Below are 23,994 nucleotides of genomic sequence, written 5' to 3'. Positions count from 1 at the left end.
TCAAACAAACAATCAGTAATAAAAAAATAGAAAACACATGCGCAATTTTCAGAAAAAAACAATCATAGCTTCAGCGGCACTCATTTCAGTATTTTACTTTGGACAGTCGGATTCGGCATCATCCAAAAAGATCGATGATGTAGTTATTCTGGGGTCGAGGGGATCCGGAAGATCTCTTACAGAAACTCCGGTTCCGGTAGATATCATCAATATCTCAAAAATCTTAAGACAAAGTCCTGTTAATAATATAAGTCAGGCCCTCAACTATGTGGTGCCTTCATTTTCTTCTACCTCACATACGGTCAATGACGGAACCGATTTTGTAGATCCTGCCCTTCTCAGAGGACTGGGTCCGGATCAGGTTCTGGTCCTGCTTAATGGAAAAAGAAGATATCAGTCTTCTCTTATCAATGTTACATTGACTCCCGGGAGAGGCTCGGTAGGGACGGACCTTAATGCTATTCCTGCATTTGCCCTGGAGAAAATTGAAGTACTAAGAGACGGAGCTTCTGCACAATACGGCTCTGATGCCATTGCCGGAGTCGTGAATTTGGGTCTTAAAAGAAGGTTGGGACTGTCAGGACAGGTTTTCCTTGGGGGATACGCTTCTCCGGTCGCCAATAATTTTTCCGCAGGAATAGACGGACAGACCATTTCAGCCGATCTGAACTATGGAGCGAAAATTGGTGAGAAAGGCTTCATTAATGTAACAGGATCCGTACAATACCGTGATCCGTATTCAAGAGCGGGTGTACGAGAAGGTAATATTTATAATGCTTATAATGCTATTAATTACCGGGCATTACAGGATGGAGTGAATATCGATGGACTGTATAAAAACATTACCAATACTTTCAACAGTCAACAGATCATCAATACCGTCAAGCAGTATGCCTCTCAGGTTGGTTATTTTTCACAGGATTTTAAGAATCAAATATCAGGAGCCAACAGCATTGCTGCATTGCAGGGTTTACTAGGAAAAGACTTTACGGACCAGGAGCTTACTTACAGAGGGTTGGAGAGAAAGGATTTCAGTCTGAGGGCAGGACAGTCCAAGCTGCAGTCAGGACAGCTTTTTTTCAATTCTGAAATTCCGGTGAATGAAGACTGGAAAGTCTATTCCTTTGGAGGGTATAGTTATCGTTTGGGAAATGCCGGAGGATTTTACCGTCTTCCCAACACAGAAAGGAATATCAATGCCATTACTCCCAATGGATATTTGCCGCAGATTGAAGCCAATGTGAATGATTATTCCTTAGCCGGAGGGATCAAAGGGAAATGGAACGGCTGGAATGTAGATTTGAGCAATACTTTCGGGAAGAATGCTTTTAATTTCGGGGTCGTCAATACATTTAATGCCTCTCTGGGAGACAGCTCACCCAGAACTTTTAAAGCAGGAGGTTCTGAATTTTTACAAAATACCCTGAATCTGGATTTCTCAAAAAAATATGATGTCCTTCACGGCCTGAACGTAGCCTTCGGAGGAGAATACCGTTATGAAAACTATAAAGTGAATGCAGGAAATGAAAACTCTTATGTTTCCTATGATATTTTTGGACGTGTAGTGACTGGTGCTACTCCTGACAATGAAAAAGCGACTGACTTTTTTGGAGTTACAAGACCTGCGGGATCACAGGTGTTTCCAGGTTTCAGTCCGGATAATGCAGCTTCAGGAAGCAGAAACAGTGTTGCAGCATATGCTGATGTGGAAATTGAGCCGACTGATTGGTGGTTGGTAGAAGGAGCGGTACGGTACGAAAACTATTCCGACTTTGGTTCTACCTTTAATTATAAAGTAGCCACGAATGTAAAACTGGCTAAAAATTTTAACTGGAGAGGAGCGGTTTCCACAGGATTCAGGGCGCCTTCTTTAGCACAGATTTACTACAGCTCCACGTCTACATTGATCCAGCAGGGAAAAACAACACAAGTCGGGACTTTTAGAAATAATTCTGAAGCAGCTCAGGCCTTAGGAATTCCAAAATTGAAGCAGGAAACTTCACAGTCTTACAGTACGGGGATTACCTGGAAGATTCCAGCTTTAAGTCTGGTCTTTACAGCAGATGCCTATCTGATCAAGATTAAAGATAGAGTAGTGCTTACCGATTTATTTTTCCGTCCAGACAAGATTAACAACCCTGATGATCAGGTATTGCAAAGTGCTTTTGATATCGCGCGAGCCAGTGCTGCGAATTTCTTTGCCAATGCGGTAGATTCCCAAACCAAAGGATTGGATATCACCATCTCTCAGAATTCAAGGATTTCGGAGGGAATATCTCTGGAAAATAATCTGGGGCTTAACCTGAATCAGACCAAAAGGATTGGTGATATTCATGCCTCTCCTAAACTGGTAAGCCAGATCGATAATTATTTCTCTGAACCGAACAGAGTCTATTTTGAAGAAGCTGTACCGCACATAAAAGCAACCCTTGCTAATACCCTGAAATTCTCTGCACTTACGGTTGCTCTTAGAAATTCCTACTTTGGAAAAGTGACAGATGCTGATGTGCTGGATGCCAATTTTGACGGAGTTACAGAAAGTAGAGAGCATTTTGTTTTAAATGACCGTATTGTGACCGATCTTTCTGTAGGATATGATTTTAACAAGAATATTTCGGTGACGGTAGGAAGCAATAACATATTCAATATACTGCCTTCCAAAAGCCCAAATATAAGTTCATTGACTGCTGATAACCAGTTTGTGTATTCCAGACAGGTTTCTCAATACGGGATAGGAGGACGTTTCGTTTTCGCGAGAGTAGAATTTAAATTTTAAAAAATAAATAAGATAAAGCAAAAAAAAACAGAGATTCATTCTCTGTTTTTTTGTTTGGATGAATAACAAAAGGGATCAATTACAAAACTTGGAAATGGATAGAGATCAAATAATTTTAAAATTTCACGCAGATTAATCAGATGATGCAGATTTTTACTTTTGCTCGTTCATCTGTGAGAGAAAAAATTCAAACCATTAAGATTCTGTTAAGCTTTTAAGAATATTTAGTTTTAGCTTCGCTTTAAGACCTACAACTTAAAAAATCATTTGATTTTTTCTTAACTAACCTTACATCCTTCATTGATCTTAATGTTTAAAAAAAGCGTGAATTGAGAATCTGTTCCATCAGCCAGATCTGCGAGAGCCCATCATTATAAACACTCTCTTGTGGTCTAAAAAAAGGTCGGGACTGAGCCAACGAAAACAATTACTGTGCTCTTTCCAATTTTCTATTAAAAAACAAATAGAGTGACCAAAGGATCACTCTATTCTATATAATTATTGTTTATTATTTCCCGTTACTATTGATTAATAAAAGAAACCAATATTTTTGAAACATTATCACATTACCTAATTCCAAAGGATAATAACTATTGCAATTTAAAAATATTAATAATTCTTTCTTGGAACGACCATAAACATTAAAATTACAGTTAATATAAATAATATAAGTAATACTAAATATCCTTTGTAGCTTTCTTTAAATTCATACTCTAAAAACCTTTCATTTTTAATAAAGAAATAGTAGACCAAAGCCATTACAATTGGAATCATTAAGAAAAAAATATACTTATGGTATATATGCAAATAGTTACCCAGGCAAACATTATCAATACTTGAAGTATTCAGATTAATAAAAATAGAAACAACTACGACCAACCAAAATTTCTCTGTTCCTCTATCTTTATATTTAAATTTGTCCATTCTTTTATATAAACAATCTAAATGGAAAATTAAATAATCTATAAATTTAATCATATAATATTATTTTTTTTGAGGACCTAATCCCATATCATTGAAAATACTTCTACCTGTTACAGCTTGATAGCCACCTGTAACAACTCCATACACTAGACCAGCTCCAATTGTCCAAGGTGTAGGAATTAGTCCTACTCCGGTCATCATGTGATTCATTATTCTTTCAGTTTCTCCTATCTGGCCATCTGCATATTGAAGTTCTGTGGCAACAACAGAAACAGCAGCTAAACCATATCCTCCATACTTTGCTACTTTACTTAAGGTTGCAGCCGTAGTTGGCTTTAATTTAATGCCTGCCATAGTTGTGATCCTATAGGGTTTTGCAGCATCGTCTAACATTGTATAATTTACAGAATAGTCGGGTCTTAAAGCCTTACTTAAAGAATATGCTCCAAAACGAGCAACAGATTCACTTGCAATTAAATGTCCTGCACTAAAATATCGATCATTTGCAATATCTGTAAGCTTTTTTTCAACGTTTTTCATAGCATTTTCAAATGCCACCATCATAGCATCATGAAGCTTATCCATATTATATCCCTTTTTAGCTGTTACAAAAACTGTAGGAACCTGAAAATGCGTACTATCATCAGTATTTGAACTTTCTGTAGCAGACCCTTTATCATTGCCTCCGGAAGATTTTGAAGATGAAGATGAATTTGAAACTCCTCCTGAGCTTTCCATAATGTTCATTATGTTTTGAAATGATCCCACTCCATTATTCTGTGCAATAAAATCTATTAGAGCTGTAGTGTTTTTCTGTCCTCCTTGCATAAAGAAGCCCCAAAGTGATTTTGGATACATAAGCGATGCTTCTTCAGCATCACGTGTCCGTGGCTTTCTTCCATCTAGGTCTATAAAACTTACCGGGTTGTTGAAGGCATAGTTATAAGGAGAGTATCTTCTCATTTGCTCTGCCAAAGGATCTATGACGCCCCATCGTGCTATATCACCCATGTACATCCTTGCTCCGTAGTCGCTCCAACCTGTTTCTTTTTGCAGTTCTTTTCCGTTGTATCCATAGTTGTAAGCAGGATTTCCTGCTAAAACATTGTAACCTTCATGCTTTAAACCAAACGGATAATAATTATTTTCTTCAAGAACTTCTGCGCTGCCATTTGAGTTTTTAGAGTAGCTTAAACGGACATTTCCCAGATGGTCGGTATAGCTGTAAATATACTTATTATTTTCAAAATTGTAATAGCCTTCAGCGGTAGGGACAAATTTTAAAATAAGTGTTCCTCCTCCGCTTTTCCCGGTCTTGTTTTCATACTGAAATCCATCCAAATATTCTGTAACTTTAGTTGATAACGTGGTGGTAGTGCCTGAGGGATCAACAAAAGGAGGAGTATAGTTATAAATTTTCTTTAGCTTAGTTCCGTCTGCACGATAGGTATAATATATATTTTCATTAATGATTCCTCCACGTGTTACTATTCCTTTATCAAACTTAATATAATCAGGAAGGTTCAGCAAGTTGTAATCAATCTGCAAAACCCCTTTATCTATATGGTCCTTCATATTACCGTTATCATCATAGGAGATAATGTTTCCTGAAGTATCAGGGTAGCCACTATAATTCCCTGAGGTATCTGTAACAGTATTAAGCCTGTTTCCTGTATAATTATAGGTCAGGTCATCTATGAGCTGTATTGTTCCAACATCGGACTTTCCATTTCTCTGCAGAGAAGTAATATTCCCGTTCAGGTCATAAGCTAAGGTTTCATTAAAGAATCCGTTCTGTGGAATAGAGGTTCCCGGTTCAGAATAGATTCCTTTTTTAAGTCTGTTAAGGGCATCATACTGTAATTATACTGTCTTAAAACCTGGTCCGAAGCTGTTTTCCATGTCACTTCCGTAATATTCCCATTGTATTTCCCTATAGAGCTTCCAATTTCTACAAAAAACAAATAGAGTGACCAAACGATCACTCTATTCTATGCAATTACTGTTTATTATTTCTCTTTAATATAAAACCAACACTTTTGAAACGTTACCGAATATAATGGGTCTTTCTTTTCTTAACTGTAAATACACTACCAAACTTTAAATGATAGAATTATGATACAGCAATTAATTAATATTAATAGCAAAAAAATAAGTTGATTTAAAATATTTTTATTTATTAAGAAGGCATTAATAAAAATAGAAATTATAAGGAAAAAATATGTAAGATACCTAATCTCAGGTATTTTATAGTCAAAAATATTATATATGTTATCAAAGATATTTTTAATAGCTAGACTATAAAAAATTCTAAGCGCAAAAATAATTCCCAAAGTTATTGTATGTATTAATCTAATTTTCATATTTAAATTTTAATATCTGTGAACAATTTTTCCACCGGACAAATATTTATGAGTTGAAATATCATATATCATAATATTTGTATATCCACCACCATTTGTTCCTATTACTACTTGAATATTTACAGTCACACCTTTATCAAACTGTGTATTTTTCTTATGCAACTGATCATACCGATAATCAGCATTCTTGTAAATATCCATTATCTGACCAATTCTTTCGCTTTCCATCGATATAGATGTTCCTACAACTCCGGCTATTGTACTTGCTGTAGATGCGAGGCTAGGATTAAAACTTTTAAATTTTTGAAAAATTTCTTTAACTGTTTTTAAATTATCAATAGCTAAACCTGAAACTGATGCTCCTCCCAATTTATCACTCGCAGAGTCAAAATACTCTTTCATATTTCCCAAAAATTCCATTGTCCCTTGATATTCATCAGTCCAACCCGAATTATCTAGTTGATATTGACTTATACTCTCGATTGCTCCAAAATAAGATTTCGTTTCATTTTTCAAATATTTTCTTTTAGGTGTCGGATCATCAAGTCCATATTTTGAAAAATCTATCCCTGAGAAGTAAAAAGCAGCCATTAAATCTCTATATGCTTGTGTCTGTCCAAAGGCAATACTTTGGTCACCGCCACCTTCTGCCGAATTTACCAAGTTCTGAAATGATCCCACTCCATTATTCTGTGCAATAAAATCTATAAGAGCTGTAGTGTTTTTCTGTCCTCCTTGCATAAAGAAGCCCCAAAGTGATTTTGGGTACATAAGCGATGCTTCTTCAGCATCTGGTGTTCGAGGCTTTCTCCCATCTGGGTCTATAAAACCTATCGGGTTGTTGAAGGCATAGTTATAGGGAGAGTATCTTCTCATTTGCTCTGCCAAAGGATCAATGACACCCCATCTTGCTATATCACTCATGTACATCCTTGCTCCATAATCACTCCAACCTGTTTCTTTCTGCAATTCTTTCCCATTGTATCCATAGTTGTAAGCCGGATTTCCTGATAAAGCATTGTAACCTTCATGTTTTAAACCGAACGGATAAAAATTATTTTCTTCAAGAACTTCTGCGCTGCCAGTTGAGGTTTTAGAGTAGCTTAAACGTGCTGAACTACGTTCGTAGCCTTCATAAAAGATTCTCTTTTATTTGTCTATCCAAATGGTCTGTATAGCTGTAAATATATAGATTTTCTGTGAATTAATTTTTCACCAACACATTTAGAACATGAATAAATTTTTACATGCATAAAGATTCCAATTTTCTATTAAAAAACAAATAGAGTGACCAAATGATCACTCTATCTATACAATTATTGTTGATTATTTCTCGTTAATATTAATTAGTAAAGGAAACCAACATTTTTGAAACATTAACCTTCGATTCCATTTGGAATAATATTCATTACAAAATACTATTTTATTTTTTATATAGAATACCTTCATCTGCATTAACCTCCAAAATTAGATGACCGTTTTGTTCATAAATAGGAAAAGAAGTTAGCATTAAAAACTTTTTAGCATCTTCATTGGATAAAGGCTCTTGTAATTCATTGTCTTCGTTATTATAAAATTTATCAAGATTAATTCTATCTTTATCTAAAGTCCATTTATTCTCTCCTTGATACATTAATTGTGAGTTTTTATTATAAATTTTATGGATGTACATATCATCTTTAATAATTAATGTATCAATAATATTTTCTCGTGTGAAAGAATAATTTCCTAACAATTTTTTTTATTTACACTACAACTTATAGTTACAACTGATCCAAGTATAATGGACAAGATTAATTTTTTCATTTTATTTTTTTTGCATATTATTTTTATTCATCCACAATAGATATGTTTGTCGTGTAGTACTTTCAGCCGCCCCAATACCATTAACCCTAGGTATATTTCTTGATTCAGCCTTATTAAAAGGGTTTAAAGAATAAGATGAAACCGATTTAGAGTCAAATGCCATTATAACAACTTTGTTTCCCACAGGATAAAAACTAAAATTAGTTTTCCCCATAAACTGCCCCTGCATATTGGTGTTCTCAGTAGCAACACCAATAAGCCCAAACATACCAGAGTAAGATACTTTTTCGTTCATTGATGTTTCTTTAAAATATTGAATAGCTGATTTATACATATCAGTTTTCATCAGTTGATTTACAGCTGCATTTCCCTTTACAAGTAAACTATTTTCAGGACCTCCTCCTCTTAAAAATTCATCATATAGATTTGCCCAATTGGTACTATTGCTTCTACGTGTATAACCTTTTAGATTTTTGGATGAATTCATCCATTGATCCTCTCCAGATTCTCTATCCACTATTCTGGTTTTACCATTAAAACTTGTTCCACCACCTATATAATGGAAAAAGTCTATTTCATCACCACCTAAATCACTTACTTGTGTAACTTGTCCAGTTTTCACATCAACGACATATTCATTAGGCGGTACACTAAAATCAATACCTGAGAAGTAAAAAGCAGCCATTATATCTCTAAAAGCCTGGGTCTCTCCAAAAGTTCCACTTCCACCTCCCCCTAGATCCATAGATTTCAACAGATCCTGAAATGCTCCCCATCCGTTGTTTTGTGCAATGAAATCCATAAGAGCATCTTTATCTGTGCTGCCTCCTCCCATGTAAAAACTCCAAAGGGATTTAGGAAACATAACGGATTCAGCTTCAGCATCAGGTGTTTGCGGCTTTCTCCCATCAGGGTCTATAAAACTGATCGGGTTGTTGAAGGCATAGTTATAGGGAGAGTATCTTCTCATTTGCTCTGCCAAAGGATCAATTACACCCCATCTTCCTATATCTCCCATGTACATCCTGGCTCCATAATCGCTCCAGCCTGTTTCTTTCTGCAATTCTTCCCCATTGTATCCATAGTTGTAAGCAGGATTGCCTGATAAAACATTATAGCCTTCATGTTTTAAACCAAACGGGTAATAATTGTTTTCTTCAAGAACTTCTGTGCTGCTTCTGGTGAAACTTATTTTATAAAATTAGAGTATTGAAAGTTCAATACTCTAATTATTTTCAAGATTATCCAAAATAGGAGTATAAAAAAGTATAAACTTTTTGTCTCAAAAAAGGGATCAATTCCACCTATTTCTTAATATACCATTTTTCATCAATTTTTTTATAATTCTTTTCAACATTTATATTGTTTACTCTTAGTAAAGTGACAGAATTTTCCTTAATGTTTATATATACATTATGATTTTCATCTACCGATATTGATGAAATATTGTATTTTTTAAAAAGATCTAAATAGTGTTGAATTTGACTCTCATTCAAATAGTCTTTCTTATTTAACTTAGTTAACAAATTTCTATTAATAGAAATTTTATTATTTACATTATTTTGGGTGATAAAGTATGGAGGGAAATTACTTTTACTTATTATATATATAGTCTCAAACGTATTTGATTGTCTAATTCCTATATATAAATTGTCAAATTTTGAAAAGTCTTCATTTTTATACTTTTCTACAAAATCTTGTATGGTATTATTTTCTTGTTTATTACAAGAGAATAATAGAAATAAAGTAAGTATGAATAGTGTAATTTTCATGTAATAAATTATTTTATATTTCTAAAGCGATTTTTCATTGAATAATAGGCTCCTAATACAATTGAATACTGGTCATCTTTGCTATCCCATTGAGATTTATAACCGTTTGTATTTGAATTAATTTTACTATTTAAATGTGCTGCCATTTGCAATGTTGAGAAACTAAATCCTAATGTATAGCCCGATGCTCCCCACAAATAATTACCAAAATTCATGTGATTATGTACAACTCTATCTCCTTCCGGTAAAAATAGTACATGAGATGGTGTCTTAGGATCTAGTGGTGTCATACTAACCCCTTGTCCATAATATTCCAAAGGTAAAATAGAATATGAATAATCAAATTTTCCACCACCTTTGCTTTCTGTGTAAAAATTTATATAACTATTTTTATTATTGCTATTAAATGCTCCTTGGCTCCTAAGCATACTTGCAATTGCTGTTTTTGAAACAAAAATATAATTTGTTATAATACCGTTTGCAATGTCTTTTGGATCATTTATTGGATCTGCAAAAGAATAGTATTGTTTACTACCACTCTTAGAATTTTCAACAACAAATCTATCAGATAATTTATTTTTTTCAGTCCTCACATATTGTCCTTTTTCATTGAAAATAAAATCATCTGGTGGAGAGTTAAAATCAATACCTCCGAAGTAAAAAGCAGCCATTATATCTCTAAAAGCCTGGGTCTCTCCAAAAGTTCCACTTTCACCTCCCCCTAGATCCATAGATTTCAACAGATCCTGAAATGCTCCCCATCCGTTGTTTTGTGCAATGAAATCCATAAGAGCATCTTTATCTGTGCTGCCTCCTCCCATGTAAAAACTCCAAAGGGATTTAGGAAACATAACGGATTCAGCTTCAGCATCAGGTGTTTGTGGCTTTCTTCCATCAGGATCTATAAAACTTACCGGGTTGTTGAAGGCATAATTATAGGGAGAGTATCTTCTCATTTGCTCTGCCAATGGATCAATTACACCCCACCTGCCAATATCTGATAGATACATTCTTGCTCCGTAGTCGCTCCAACCCGTTTCTTTCTGTAATTCTTTTCCATTATATTCATAGTTGTAAGCAGGATTTCCATATAAAATATTATAACCCTCATGCTTTAAGCCAAACGGATAATAATTATTTTCTTCAAGAACTTCTGCGCTGCCAGATGAGGTTTTAGAGTAGCTCAAACGTACATTCCCCAAATGGTCTGTATAGCTGTAAATATACTTATTATTTTCAAAATTGTAATAGCCTTCAGCGGTAGGTACGAATTTTAAAATAAGTGTTCCTCCTCCACTTTTCCCGGTCTTGTTTTCATACTGAAATCCATCCAAATATTCTGTAACTTTAGTTGATAACGTGGTGGTAGTGCCTGAGGGATCAACAAAAGTAGGAGTATAGTTATAAATTTTCTTAAGCTTAGTTCCGTCTGCACGATAGGTATAATATATATTTTCATTAATGATTCCTCCACGTGTTACTATTCCTTTATCAAACTTAATATAATCAGGAAGGTTCAGCAAGTTGTAATCAATCTGCAAAACCCCTTTATCTATATGGTCCTTCATATTACCGTTATCATCATAGGAGATAATGTTTCCTGAAGTATCAGGGTAGCCACTATAATTCCCTGAGGTATCTGTAACAGTATTAAGCCTGTTTCCTGTATAATTATAGGCCAGGTCATCTATGAGCTGTATTGTTCCTACATCGGACTTTCCATTTCTTTGCAGAGAAGTGATATTCCCGTTCAGGTCATAAGCTAAGGTTTCATTAAAGAATCCGTTCTGTGGAACAGAAGCTCCCGGTTCAGAATAGATTCCTTTTTTAAGTCTGTTAAGGGCATCATACTGGTAATTATACTGTCTTAAAACCTGGTCCGAAGCTGTTTTCCATGTCACTTCCGTAATATTGCCATTGTATTTTCCTATAGAGCTTCCGGTATTCTGAGGATTAAAGTATTTCAGGTCATACCCGAAAAGCTTGATCCCTAAAGCAGCCGGATCATTGACCTTCGTAAGCGCCCCACGGATGTCATACTGATAATCGATACTCTCCAAACCGCCACCTACTTTTTTATTCGAAAGCTGGGAAAGTTCATTATAGGTATTTTCTGTCAAAAGTTCCACAGGGCCACTGCCTACCTGGTGACGGTGTTTCATTACCCTGTTTTGGTTGTCATACTCAAAGCTTTGGGAGATGACCTTTTCTGTATCTGTAATGAACCTTTTGTGGTAGACTTTGGACTGTTTGGCCACTCCTACAAAATCCAGTTCTGTTTCGGTCCTGGTATATCCACCCAAATGATTAATGGTATACGTACCTACAGATCTTCCTTTTGTATCGTAGTATGCATAGCTTTTAGTCCAGTTGTCATCCTCCATATTTTTCACAAGACCTAAGGTCGGCATTGCCTGGGTATTTACTGAAGCGTTCTGGGTGTCGGTCATGATGGTCTGTCCCAATATGGTAGTAGGAAAAGCAGGGTTAAAGCTGTATGAAGGGTAAGTGTCATAATAATTGACACTTAATAACTTAAAGTTTGTGGTAGGATAAGCTATATTATTTGTATAAAAAACATCTATTCCACTATTATTCCAGCTGGAAGTACTTCTTGTTTCAATATTAGAAACTATTCCTTCTATAGCACTCACCTGTGCGAGCCTTCCTGGAGGGCTGTCTAGTATTCCGCTATAAACAGGTCTTGAGAACTGATCATATTTGGTGAATAGCCATTGCCCTTTAGCCCTTAAGTTAGCATCCTGGGTAAGGATCAACCTGTCTGCTTTGTCGTAGACCATATATTCCCAACCTTTCCCCGGAACTTTTTTCTCCACAAGTCTTCCCAGTCCGTCATAGCGGTACTGGTAGCACAGCTTATCCAGCAATGCCTGATCCGGAATGGTCTGCGAAACTGCCAATGGTGGAATCACATAAGCCAGTTGCCCAAATTCATTGTAAAGATAATAGGTGTCTACATCTCGCTGTCCGTCATTTTTTCTCACCAGAATCGTCTGTCCTTCACCGTTCTGGAATTCTGTAGTGGTATTTCCATCCTGGTCGGTAATGGAGGTTTTATTAAGCTGGTTGAACACATAACTTCCCGGTAAACCGATCGCAGAATTGGTTCTGCCTTCCGTCCAGTCGGTAGTGAGTACATACTTTTTTACTTCACCGTCAGCATTGGTATTATAGGTCATATTAACAGGCTTCTGGGACCATGCGGTTCCTGCCGGAACCATTTGGTTGACCCTGCCTGTGTAGATGTTATCATAGATCTTTTCGGCATAGATCTTTTCATTTCCATATCCTGCTGAAGAGGCATTACCTAGCGGATTGGTATAGATGGCTCCGTTCGTGGTTCCGGCCTGAGGAACCGGAAGGTAGCTTTTAGCCTCCCTGCCTTTGGAATCATATTCTACAGGCATCACCACATCTCTTCCAAGAGGTGTTGCTTTAATAGCCACAGTCTGGATCGGTCTTCCTAATCCATCAAAATACTGAACGGTTTCTGACTTTTTGATACAGTCTGCATCCAGACAGTTTTTGGTATAGACATAGTTCTCAGCGGTACTGAGATTGGTTTGCGCAAAAACCGTAGTGAATGAAAAGAGAAGAGCGAAGAGTGAAAAATTATTTTTCATTTTTATTTTTTCACCTTTCATTCGGGTTTGGGTTTTTATTTTTTCATTAGGTGTAATCATTTGTTCAGTTTTAGTTTTGAGGTTTTAATGCTTGCTACCAGCATACTGACAAGCTCATGGCTTTGTTCCGAATGTGTTCTAAAGCTATCAGCACCCATATAATTGGTTTGGTGCAAAAGTTCAAGCCAGTAATGGGTTTCATTGGCTTCTTTTAATGCAATCGAAAGTTTACTGATAAAGTCCGGTTTGCTTTGGGCAAATTCAGCTTCTCTTATCAATGCTCCTACTGCTGTTCCGCTTCGAAGGAGTTGCTTAGACATGACAAATTCCTTATTTTCAGTCAATTTTTTATACAGTTCCACGATACCAATGCTGAAAGAAAAACTCTTATCTTTCAATACATTCTTAGTTTTCATTTTTAATTCTTCATTCATCATTTTCATTAGTGTTTGTAGTTGTACTGATTCTCCTGCAATGTTTTCCCTTCTGCATCGGTCACTTTTACCAACCTGTTAGCATTATCATATACATTAATCGTTCTGATCCCGTTGGCTGAAATAGAATTGGTTACCCCTATCATTGGATCATACGTTGTTGCTGTTACACTGTAATTTTTCAGTGCGGGATCTTTTCTTAAAGCTTCCAGGGCTTGCAGCAGGGCTGGTTCAGTGGCCGGGTTATCACGGTCTGCATTGGATGCAGCAATAGCAGCAGTCACCGTAGCAAGGGAGGCTATCTGGGAATAGGCTGCTCCTGAAATCACAGCAATAGGTTTGGTCTGGTAATATCCCCAGATCGTCGTGGTAGGGATCCCATTTTTCCCGGTGATCTGGACAAGATTTCCTTTGCTGTCGTACAAATCAAGTGTAGACGCAGTAAAGGGACTTTGCGTCTGCATATTGTAACCAATCACAGAGGTGGGGTATACATGGGAAGGGTCATCAAATTTGGTTTCAGCTTTCCCCACCAGCTTTCCGTTTCTTTTGGTAGAAGTTTCCAGAGGCACATCGATCATATTAGCATTGAGTAATTTCTGTACTCCTTTATCAGCCGGATAAAGAAGTGTTTTTTCTACAACTGTTCCATCAGATAGTATTTCCTTAGAAGAGATCATATTGTTGTAAGTATCTTCAAAATTGCTTTCTGAGCTGGAGACCAGTTTTTTTGCCATTCCTGAAATATAGTTTTCTGTGGTAGATCCCTGTTTTGAGATTACAATCTTTTTTACAGGCACAGGAGGAGACGGATTCTCTAAAATATTAGCTAATAGGACTTCCTTAAACTGATAATCCATTTCTGTCTTTTGAAGCAATTGTCCTTCACTGTACGTTTCTTTCTTCTGAAGAAGCCCCATATCACGGAGGTAAGTATTCATTTCTTCGTCCGAAAACTGGTATGAGGGGTTAATACCTGGTGTAATATTATCAGGATTGTTGAAATAATATTTGGAATAGCTGCTGTTGATCATATCGGTCACCTTGATATTGGTATACCCGATAGGTTTCACTTCATTTCTTGATTCTCCAATGAAGCTTAGTTCCACACTTTGATCCAATATAGTTCCACTGGAACGTAGGGGATTGTCGAATAAGTTATACTCATACTTCGTATAGCTCAATGGAGAGGAAGCTCCAGAATTAAAGTTTTTAATGCTTTTGATTCGCAGGCCGTGTCCATAATCATTTTCATCAATCCGTGTTTTTTTAAATGCATAAAGCTCTATCGTTCCTTCACTTTTCCCCTGAAATGTAAAATTAAGGGTTCCTTCTCCCTCAAATGTAGACATAGCAATAGGACAATACAGGTTATTATTGGAACCATAAGTATAGGGTTGTGGTTCTACGCCATTGATGTATATGGAATACTCAGGAATACCATGTCCAGGTTGTTGACCATAGAATAGAGCATCAATTTTCACCATGGCTACCTTATAGTCTACCGGTACCGTAAAAGGTGCAGGATATTCTCCGGGCTCGGTACGGTACGTTATGGTCTTAATTTTTTCAAAAGGATAATGATCATAGTAATTAGACGGACTGGAATTGTTATATGGCAATGTCTGGGATTCAAATTCATATTCTGTTCTTCCTCCCGAAGGAAGCGTAATACTTTTTAAAGCACCATAGCTACAAGCATCCGGGTTTCTTGCTTCCGGGGAACGAAGAATACCACTGTCGAAATCACAGAAATGAAATGCATTGTGATAGCCAAAGTTATCAAATCCGTTTTCAGATCCGGAGGGAGGCTGATTATATTCAAAGGAAAACTTTTGGGTCTGGCCACCATTTTTATCAAGGTTAATGAGCCCCATCAATTGATCTCCGGGTCTTTCAAAAGCATATTGATTGATGACTGCATTTCGGGCATCTTTAAGAACAAGTTTATCCACAATATACCAATCTCTGTCCTTTTCAGCACTTAGTAATGGAGCAGGTCCCGTATGCCTGTAAAGGTATTCGATACTTCCTTCACCAGGAACTGTAATTTTCTTAATCTTCTGCTGCTGTAATAATATAGCCTGACTAAACTGCTCTGTCGTTGTCTCATATTCAATAGTAGCGACTTCTTCATTTCTGATATTGAAGATCTTCGAAAGGAAAAAACCACTGTTAATTGATTTAGTAACCGAAGTGGTCATTTGTTCCACAGTTATTTTATTGATATTCAGCTTATCAAAAAGATAGGTATTACCCTTGGTATCGGTAATGGTAAAAGATTTTATTTTACCTTCCGGGGTATCTTTGGTTATGACTATTTTATCGTTTGACGGAGAAGCATGTACCACTGTCAATTCATGGGTGGCATTATTATCTGTAATAAAGAATTTTCCGCCTCCCCCCGGATAATTGTACGAAAAAACATCAGAATCTACCTTGCCATTACTTGCTTTGTAATAATCTTCTGCCATACGGGTTTTGGATCTTACAATACTTCCAATACCGGAAAGATTCCAGCCCTGTCCTACATCACTTACTAAACTGAAGCGGGCAAGGCTTTCAGTGGTGTAGCTGACCGACAGATTTATGCCAATGCCTGTTGTGGGAACATCCAGACCCATCAGCGGAAGGCCTATATTAGGAATGCCTTGAAATACATTGGCATCACCGTTGGTTACATAATCATATTTTTGAAGGCCTATTTTATCCTGCGCGGAAATACTGATATTTCCTAAAAGAGCAGTTAATAAAAAAGTACTAAGTATTATTTTTTTCATCTTGGTTATTTCTTTATGAGTTTAGCGTTTGCGGTTTTATTGGTATCCGTTTTTATCGTCACCAAGTAAGCCCCCTGAATCAAATTCTGGGTATTCATCTTCGTCACCTTATTCTTAGTCTTCAGACTCTGAAGCTGTCTTCCTCCCATATCATACAGGATAATATCAGCTTCTTTAAAGTCAAAGCCTATTTCTACATAAGCATAGTCAGATACCGGATTCGGATAGATTTTGATGTCTTGTTTTTCGATTAACTGGTCAAGCTGTTTATCCCCAAGCTTCACGATTTTCCAGTTCTCTTTTCCAAGCTCTTCAGCGCTGGTTCCAGCTAAGATTATTGAACCATCTCTATTAAGTTTAATGTCTGAAAGTCTCTCCTCTCTTTGTCTCTTGTCTCCTTTCACATATTTCCGCCACTGTTCATTTCCATCTTGATTCAGGTAAAGCATCCAGAATGTTTCATCATCCGATTCTATTCTTCCTTCTGCCTGCGTATAGCCACCTAATAGAATTCCTTTTGAAGATTTATCATCTGCTGAGTGAAGCACACTCATTCCCATCAGAATATCACGGTTCTTGAAATTGTAAGACTTTTGCCAGATTTCGTCTCCTCTTTCATTGAGTGAGATCAACCACAAATCTGTTCCTTCTTCAATACCTACAGTCTTATTTCCTGATCTTTCCGATCTCGATTCTCCACCGATGATATAGCCAGAAGAAGTTAAAGCTAGGGTTCTTAGATGATCATCTGCTTTTCCTCCGAAGTTCTTTTCCCACTCCACTTTTCCTTCTTTGGAAAGTTTGATAATATAGTAATCTCCTTCGCCAAAGTTTTCAGTTTTCTTTGAACCTCCCAAGTTGCTTCTTGAATAAATTCCCAGCAAAGCACCACCGTCTCTAGTTGGAATCATTTTCTCTACTTCATCGAGTCCCTTTCCTCCTAAAACCGATTGTGACAGTTCTTTTCCATCTTTTTCAAGTTTTATAATCAAAACATCTTTGGAGCCGTAGCCTTTAGCTGAGTTCTGTACATTACCCGCTACAAAGAATCCCAGATCTGTGCTTTGAATAACTGTTCTGGCTTCTTCATCTGAGGAACTTCCCAAGGTTTTCTGCCAGAGTTCATCTCCAAATTCATTGATCCTGATCAACCAAATGTCGGAGCCTCCTTTAGAATCTTCTTTTTTATCCAAACCTTTGTTAGAATAGCTTGTCCCTGCCAGAAGACTTCCTCCTTCCTGTGTAGAAACGGTTGCGGATAGATAGTCATGATTCTGCCCTGAGAAATATTTTTCCCAAACCTGTTCACCTTGTTGGTTGAGTTTAACCAGATGAAAATCATAGCCATTATTTTGTTTTTTTTCCGTTGAAAATTTCTGAGATTGGATCGAACTTCCTGTAATTAGATACTGTTGATCTATTGTTGTCGTTACCTGGCTTAAGAAATCCTGAGTAGAGGATTTGATATCTTTCTGCCACAATACTTCCTGAGCAGAAAGCCCCAGGACAGTGCATAGAATACATGCACCAGAGTAGAATTTCTTCATCTGTTTGTGTATTTGAGTTAATGTTAGTTTTTAATAAAAGTTGCGCAAATTTAACAATTTTTAACGTTTCTGCAATGTCTCTTTAATGAGATTTAATATTAGTTTTATCACTTTCCGGTGTATTTTTAAATGCTGTTAAGTAGTACTATAACAAATATATAATCGGTGGACGACAAAGTATGTCGTATTATTTTTTTCATTTCATTTGATTTTTATGAGGTCAATATAATATTTATTTTCATCGTAGAATCATAAATAAAAAACATACTTTAAAGAGATTTTTGCAAAGAATTATTTTCATTAAAAAGCATAATGTTATGCCTAGTCAAGCAATTAACTGGTGGAATAGATTTAAATCGAAAAGTTTAAATAGGGCTAGAAAGTGACTATCAACATCTGATTATTGCTGAGCAAATTCTTTTATAGTCAACCTTTTTCAGAACGAGACAGATCAAATAAAAAGCGGCTTCCTAGGAAGCCGCTTTTCTATGATAGATTAAATCTGACAATTAGTTTTCCTGTCTCTTAATCAGGTTAAGTGCAGAACCCGCCTTAAACCAATCGATCTGCTGATCGTTGTAAGTATGGTTTGCTATGATGGTGTCTTTAGTTCCGTCAGCGTGTACGAATTCCAAAGTCAACTGCTTTCCTGGCGCGAATTGATCAAGATCTAAGAAGTTAACGGTGTCATCTTCCTGGATTTTGTCATAATCCGCTTCATTAGCGAAAGTAATTCCCAACATCCCTTGTTTTTTAAGGTTTGTTTCATGGATTCTCGCGAATGATTTTACCAATACTGCTTTTACACCAAGATGTCTTGGTTCCATAGCCGCGTGCTCTCTTGAAGAACCTTCACCGTAGTTTTGGTCTCCAACAACGATAGTAGGGATTCCGGCAGCTTTGTAAGCTCTCTGTACAGCAGGAACTTCACCAAATTCACCCGTTAATTCATTTTTAACGTGGTTGGTTTCCATGTTGTAGGCATTAACAGCCCCAATCAACATATTGTTTGAAATATTATCAAGGTGTCCTCTGTATTTCAACCATGGTCCAGCCATAGAAATGTGGTCAGTAGTACATTTTCCGAAAGCTTTGATCAATACCTTAGCACCTTCGATGTTTTTACCGTCCCATGCCGGGAACTCTTCCAACAACTGAAGTCTGTCTGAAGTAGGACTTACGTTCACCACTACAGAAGAACCGTCTTCAGAAGGTGCCTGATATCCGTTGTCATCCACAGCAAAACCTTTTGCAGGAAGTTCAGAACCTTTAGGCTCATTCAGCTTCACTTGCTCGCCGTTTTCTGCGGTTAGTGTATCTGTAATTGGGTTAAAGTCTAATCTTCCCGAGATCGCTACTGCAGCTACCATTTCCGGAGAAGCTACGAAAGCATGTGTATTCGGGTTACCATCAGCTCTTTTGGCAAAGTTTCTGTTGAAAGAGTGGATGATGGAGTTTTTCTCCCCTTTATCAGCACCTTCTCTGTCCCATTGTCCGATACAAGGTCCACAAGCATTCGTAAAGATTCTCGTATTCTCAAATTTTCTGAAAGAATCCAAAAATCCATCTCTTTCTGCTGTGAATTTCACCTGCTCAGAACCTGGATTGATCCCCAAGATTGCTTTTGGTTTAACCCCTTTTGCTACCGCATCTTCTACGATAGAAGCTGCTCTTGATAAATCTTCATAAGAAGAGTTGGTACAAGAACCGATCAGTGCCCATTCTACCTCTATTGGCCATCCGTTCGCTTCAGCTTTAGCTCTGAATTCAGCTACTGGGGTCGCTAAGTCCGGAGTGAAAGGTCCGTTTAAGTGTGGTGTAAGTTCAGAAAGGTTGATCTCGATTACCTGATCAAAATATTGCTCAGGGTTCGCATATACTTCAGCATCACCCGTTAAGTGTTCTGCTATTTTGTCAGCGGCATCTACAACATCCTGTCTTCCGGTTGCGGCTAAATATCTTCTCATGGAATCATCATATCCGAAAGTAGAAGTGGTCGCCCCGATCTCAGCACCCATGTTACAGATGGTTCCTTTACCTGTTGCTGAAAGAGATTGTGCTCCTTCTCCGAAATATTCTACGATGCATCCTGTTCCTCCTTTTACGGTAAGGATACCTGCTACTTTTAGGATAACGTCTTTTGCAGACGTCCATCCGCTCATTTTACCGGTTAATTTTATACCGATAAGTTTTGGCATTTTAAGCTCCCAGGCCATTCCGGCCATCACGTCTACTGCATCAGCACCACCAACTCCGATGGCAACCATTCCTAATCCTCCGGCATTTACGGTGTGAGAATCTGTACCGATCATCATACCTCCCGGGAATGCGTAATTCTCAAGGACAACCTGATGAATAATACCTGCTCCCGGTTTCCAGAAACCGATTCCATATTTATCACAAACCGAACTCAGGAAGTTGAACACCTCAGAGTTTTTGTTGATCCCTTCCTGCAAATCGGATTCTGCACCTACTCTTGCCTGAATCAGGTGATCGGCATGAGCGGTTGAAGGAACGGCTACTTTGGCTTTTCCCGCCTGCATAAATTGTAAAAGCGCCATCTGCGCCGTTGCATCCTGCATGGCAACTCTGTCTGGTGCGAAATCTACGTAAGAGTTTCCTCTTTCATGTGCTGATGTAGCATTTCCTTCCCATAGGTGGGTGTAAAGGATTTTTTCTGAAAGTGTAAGTGGTTTTCCCACGATTTGTCTTGCCGCAGCAATCCTTTCGGGGTAACGCTCGTACACTTTTTTGATCATATCAATATCAAAAGTCATATCTTAATTTAATTTTTCTTTTTTCAAATAAACTTTTCCGCTATTAATTAAGGTTTAAAAGCGGAAATTCTTTTATTACTACAATTCATCAAATACTGTTCCTTCGATGTATAAAAAGGATATTTCTAATCAATAATCAGGATGTTTTATTTCTATCAAGTTAAGAAAAAATGGAATTTCGTTTCTCAATTTTATTTAAAATAATTGTTAATCGGTCTTAAATGGAAAGGTTCTAAACAAAAATTGAAAGATTTTGAATCCCGCAGGACCAAAATCTTTCAATTTTATATTTTTTGAAATAGCCGTAAGACTTATCGTCAAACTCTATTAATGACCAACCTGAACCAGCTCCTTAATAGGTGGAGCGAATTTAGTCAGGTCAATACCTTCAACGGCAGCTTTGTATTCATCTATATTAGGAATTCTTCCAAAGATTGCAGAAAGTACAACAACCGGAGTTGAAGCCAATAAAGACTCTCCTTTTTTACGTTCAGAATCCTCAACCACTCTTCCCTGGAAAAGACGGGTAGAAGTTGCCAATACCGTATCTCCTTTAGCCGCTTTCTCCTGGTTACCCATACAAAGGTTACAACCTGGACGTTCCAGATACATCATGTTTTTGTATTCAACACGTGCTTCACCTTTAGGGGCGTTATCATCAAATTCAAAACCAGAATATTTTTCTAAAAATTCCCAGTCTCCTTCCGCTTTCAATTCATCAATGATATTATAGGTTGGAGCTGCTACTACAAGAGGAGCGTTGAATTCTACTTTCCCTTGTTGCTTTTCAATATTTCTAAGCATTTGAGAAACGATTTTTAAATCTCCTTTGTGAACCATACAAGATCCAACAAAACCAAGATCTACTTTTTTCTCACCTCCATAGTAAGAAAGTGCTCTGATTGTATCGTGAGTATATCGCTTGGAAACATCATCATTGGTTACATCCGGGTCAGCAATCATAGGTTCTACAATGATATCAAGATCAACAACTACTTCAGCATAATATTTAGCATTGGAATCCGGAGTTAAAGCTGGTTTTTCACCCGATCTGATCTCAGCGATTCTCTTATCCGCTTTATTAATTAAGCCTTGAAGAACCTGGTTGTGGTTATCCATGCCCTTATTGATCATGATCTGGATTCTGCCTTTTGCAATTTCCAATGATTCGATTAAGGTTTCGTCTTCAGAAATATTGATGGACGCTTTAGCTTTCATTTCTGCAGTCCAGTCTGTAAATGTAAAGGCCTGGTCAGCAGGAAGTGTTCCGATGTGGACCTCAATGATTCTTCCCTGGAATACGTTTTCTCCTCCAAACTGTTTAAGCATTTGAGCTTGGGTAGCATGAACCACATCACGGAAATCCATGTGTTCTTTCATATCCCCTTTAAAAGTCACTTTTACAGATTCCGGAATCGGCATAGACGCTTCACCTGTAGCCAGTGCAAGAGCAACGGTTCCTGAGTCTGCTCCGAAAGCAACCCCTTTAGACATTCTTGTATGAGAGTCACCACCAATGATGATCGCCCACTCGTCTATCGTTATATCGTTAAGAACTTTGTGAATTACGTCAGTCATGGCGTGATATTCACCTTTCGGGTCACGGGCTGTGATCAAACCGAATTCGTTCATGAATTTCATTAATTTTGGAATATTAGCCTGCGCCTTTTTATCCCAAACTGAAGCAGTGTGACAGCCAGACTGGTATGCACCGTCAACAATTGGCGAAATTACAGTTGCCGCCATTGATTCCAGTTCCTGAGCAGTCATAAGACCTGTTGTGTCCTGAGATCCAACGATGTTTACTTCTACACGAACATCAGAACCAGCGTGTAACACTTTTCCTGGTGTTGAACCAACTGCATTTCTGTTAAATATTTTTTCTACTGCGGTAAGACCTTGTCCTTCGTGAGAAATTTCTTTTGACGGAGCAAAAACAAGAGGTGTTTCTATTCCTAAAAGTTTCGCAGCAAATGTTTGTAGTTTTTTACCGAATACAATAGCGTATGATCCGCCAGCTTTAATGAATTCCATTTTCTGAGGCGTGAATGCCTTCGAAATGTCAATCAGTTCCTGGTCTCCGTTATATAATTTTTTTGTTTTTGTATTGATGGTAAGAACAGTTCCTGTAGCAACTGAATAAGCTTCTTCAAGAATAGGTTCTCCAGCTTTGTTACGAATTGGCTCCCCTTTCTCGTCCAGTTTTTTAACCCAGTTTTTAAGGTCAAGACCAATACCTCCGGTAACGTCAACCGTTGTAAGGAAGATTGGAGAAATACCATTTGTTCCTCCTACAATTGGAGCAATATTTACGAAGGGAATATATGGGCTTGCTTGTTTACCCGTCCATAAAGCCACGTTATTTACTCCTGACATTCTTGATGAGCCTACACCCATTGTTCCTTTCTCAGCGATCAGCATGACGCTTTTGTCAGGATGTTGTGCCTGTAAAGCTTTAATTTCTTCCTGTGCCTGAGGAGTGATCATACATTTACCGTGAAGTTCACGGTCTGATCTTGAATGCGCCTGGTTACCCGGAGAAAGTAAATCGGTTGAGATATCACCTTCACCAGCGATAAATGTAACCACTTTTACTTCTTCAGCAATTTCCGGAAGTTGAGTGAAGAACTCAGCTTTTGCGTAGCTTTCAATGATCTCTATGGCGATCGGGTTACCACTATTGAATGCTTCTTTCAAACGATTCGTATCGGCGTCATAAAGAAAAACCTGTGTCTTAAGAACGTTTGCTGCTTCTTTGGCAATAGATAAATCGTTACCCAAAGCAAGATCAAGCAATACTTCAATGGAAGGACCTCCCTTCATGTGAGATAATAATTCAAAAGCAAACGCCGGTGATATTTCTTCTACTACTGATTCACCGAGAATGATCTCTTTTAAAAATTGAGCTTTCACCCCCGCTGCACTGGTAGTTCCCGGTAAGGTGTTGTAAATGAAAAATTGAAGAGAATCCGATCGATATTCGTTACCTGAGTCTTTAATTTGTGCAATGATTTCGCTTAATAATCCGGCACCGTCAATTGGCTTTGGATGAAGCCCCTGGTTTTTTCTTTCCTCAATCTCTTGGATGTAATCCTGATACATATTCATAATAATAGAAGTCTTTTAAATTTTTAAAAGTAGAGTCAGTTCTGTTATTCTTTCTTAACAGGG

11 protein-coding genes and 2 pseudogenes are annotated in these 23,994 nt (G+C 37.4%); 1 reads left to right on the top strand and 12 read right to left on the bottom strand.

Annotation, left to right across the window (positions count from 1 at the left end):
* The first annotated feature begins 37 nt into the window (after positions 1 to 37).
* Positions 38 to 2,776 carry a TonB-dependent receptor plug domain-containing protein gene (locus NZD88_RS12040; RefSeq protein WP_259829405.1) on the top strand — a complete coding sequence of 913 codons (2,739 nt, stop codon included), beginning with the start codon at positions 38 to 40 and terminating at the stop codon, positions 2,774 to 2,776.
* A gap of 984 nt (positions 2,777 to 3,760) precedes the next feature.
* Here NZD88_RS12040 and NZD88_RS21315 read toward each other — a convergent pair.
* The 12 genes and pseudogenes from NZD88_RS21315 to NZD88_RS11985 form a co-directional block, all read right to left on the bottom strand.
* Positions 3,761 to 5,275: an RHS repeat domain-containing protein gene (locus NZD88_RS21315; protein WP_341483019.1), complete on the bottom strand. Its 1,515-nt coding sequence runs from the start codon at positions 5,273 to 5,275 to the stop codon at positions 3,761 to 3,763.
* A 194-nt stretch (positions 5,276 to 5,469) separates the two neighbouring features.
* The gene (locus NZD88_RS21310; RefSeq protein WP_341483018.1) at positions 5,470 to 5,685 is read right to left on the bottom strand and encodes a hypothetical protein; all 216 of its coding nucleotides are present in this window, start codon (positions 5,683 to 5,685) and stop codon (positions 5,470 to 5,472) included.
* Positions 5,686 to 6,870: 1,185 nt separating this feature from the next.
* Positions 6,871 to 7,179: pseudogene (locus tag NZD88_RS21370) on the bottom strand (RHS repeat-associated core domain-containing protein); the annotation flags it as partial.
* 307 nt (positions 7,180 to 7,486) lie between these two features.
* Positions 7,487 to 7,798, bottom strand: coding sequence for a hypothetical protein (locus NZD88_RS12025; RefSeq protein WP_259829403.1), 312 nt, complete (start codon positions 7,796 to 7,798; stop codon positions 7,487 to 7,489).
* 72 nt (positions 7,799 to 7,870) lie between these two features.
* Positions 7,871 to 9,037, bottom strand: a pseudogene (locus NZD88_RS21300) (RHS repeat domain-containing protein); the annotation flags it as partial.
* Between the two features lie 136 nt (positions 9,038 to 9,173).
* Positions 9,174 to 9,641, bottom strand: coding sequence for a hypothetical protein (locus NZD88_RS12015; RefSeq protein WP_259829401.1), 468 nt, complete (start codon positions 9,639 to 9,641; stop codon positions 9,174 to 9,176).
* An 8-nt stretch (positions 9,642 to 9,649) separates the two neighbouring features.
* Entirely contained in the window at positions 9,650 to 13,345 is a 3,696-nt protein-coding gene (locus NZD88_RS12010) for an RHS repeat-associated core domain-containing protein (protein ID WP_259829399.1), read from the bottom strand.
* Positions 13,342 to 13,701 carry a four helix bundle protein gene (locus tag NZD88_RS12005; protein WP_259829397.1) on the bottom strand — a complete coding sequence of 120 codons (360 nt, stop codon included), beginning with the start codon at positions 13,699 to 13,701 and terminating at the stop codon, positions 13,342 to 13,344. Before NZD88_RS12005 ends, NZD88_RS12010 begins: the two co-directional genes overlap by 4 nt.
* Positions 13,702 to 13,727: 26 nt before the next feature.
* The gene (locus NZD88_RS12000; protein ID WP_259829395.1) at positions 13,728 to 16,499 is read right to left on the bottom strand and encodes a hypothetical protein; all 2,772 of its coding nucleotides are present in this window, start codon (positions 16,497 to 16,499) and stop codon (positions 13,728 to 13,730) included.
* 5 nt (positions 16,500 to 16,504) lie between these two features.
* Positions 16,505 to 18,046, bottom strand: coding sequence for a T9SS type A sorting domain-containing protein (locus NZD88_RS11995; RefSeq protein WP_259829393.1), 1,542 nt, complete (start codon positions 18,044 to 18,046; stop codon positions 16,505 to 16,507).
* A gap of 509 nt (positions 18,047 to 18,555) precedes the next feature.
* Complete coding sequence (locus tag NZD88_RS11990; RefSeq protein ID WP_259829392.1) at positions 18,556 to 20,823, bottom strand: aconitate hydratase; 2,268 nt, start codon at positions 20,821 to 20,823, stop codon at positions 18,556 to 18,558.
* Between the two features lie 327 nt (positions 20,824 to 21,150).
* The gene (locus tag NZD88_RS11985) at positions 21,151 to 23,931 is read right to left on the bottom strand and encodes a bifunctional aconitate hydratase 2/2-methylisocitrate dehydratase (protein ID WP_259829391.1); all 2,781 of its coding nucleotides are present in this window, start codon (positions 23,929 to 23,931) and stop codon (positions 21,151 to 21,153) included.
* Between the last annotated feature and the right edge of the window lie 63 nt (positions 23,932 to 23,994).

It is taken from the genome of Chryseobacterium pyrolae, assembly GCF_025153485.1.
Lineage (GTDB): Bacteria > Bacteroidota > Bacteroidia > Flavobacteriales > Weeksellaceae > Chryseobacterium > Chryseobacterium antibioticum.
Note: the sequence above shows the minus strand (reverse complement) of the source record. Positions and strands in the feature narration are given on the sequence as shown.

Bases quoted from the DNA above. Each gene is read 5' to 3' on its own strand.
- NZD88_RS12015 (WP_259829401.1), bottom strand. From the start codon at position 9,641: ATGAAAATTACACTATTCATACTTACTTTATTTCTATTATTCTCTTGT.
- NZD88_RS12005 (WP_259829397.1), bottom strand. From the start codon at position 13,701: ATGAAAACTAAGAATGTATTGAAAGATAAGAGTTTTTCTTTCAGCATT.
- NZD88_RS21315 (WP_341483019.1), bottom strand. From the start codon at position 5,275: ATGAAGGACCATATAGATAAAGGGGTTTTGCAGATTGATTACAACTTG.
- NZD88_RS12010 (WP_259829399.1), bottom strand. From the start codon at position 13,345: ATGATTACACCTAATGAAAAAATAAAAACCCAAACCCGAATGAAAGGT.
- NZD88_RS12040 (WP_259829405.1), top strand. From the start codon at position 38: ATGCGCAATTTTCAGAAAAAAACAATCATAGCTTCAGCGGCACTCATT.
- NZD88_RS12000 (WP_259829395.1), bottom strand. From the start codon at position 16,499: ATGAAAAAAATAATACTTAGTACTTTTTTATTAACTGCTCTTTTAGGA.
- NZD88_RS11995 (WP_259829393.1), bottom strand. From the start codon at position 18,046: ATGAAGAAATTCTACTCTGGTGCATGTATTCTATGCACTGTCCTGGGG.
- NZD88_RS11985 (WP_259829391.1), bottom strand. From the start codon at position 23,931: ATGAATATGTATCAGGATTACATCCAAGAGATTGAGGAAAGAAAAAAC.
- NZD88_RS11990 (WP_259829392.1), bottom strand. From the start codon at position 20,823: ATGACTTTTGATATTGATATGATCAAAAAAGTGTACGAGCGTTACCCC.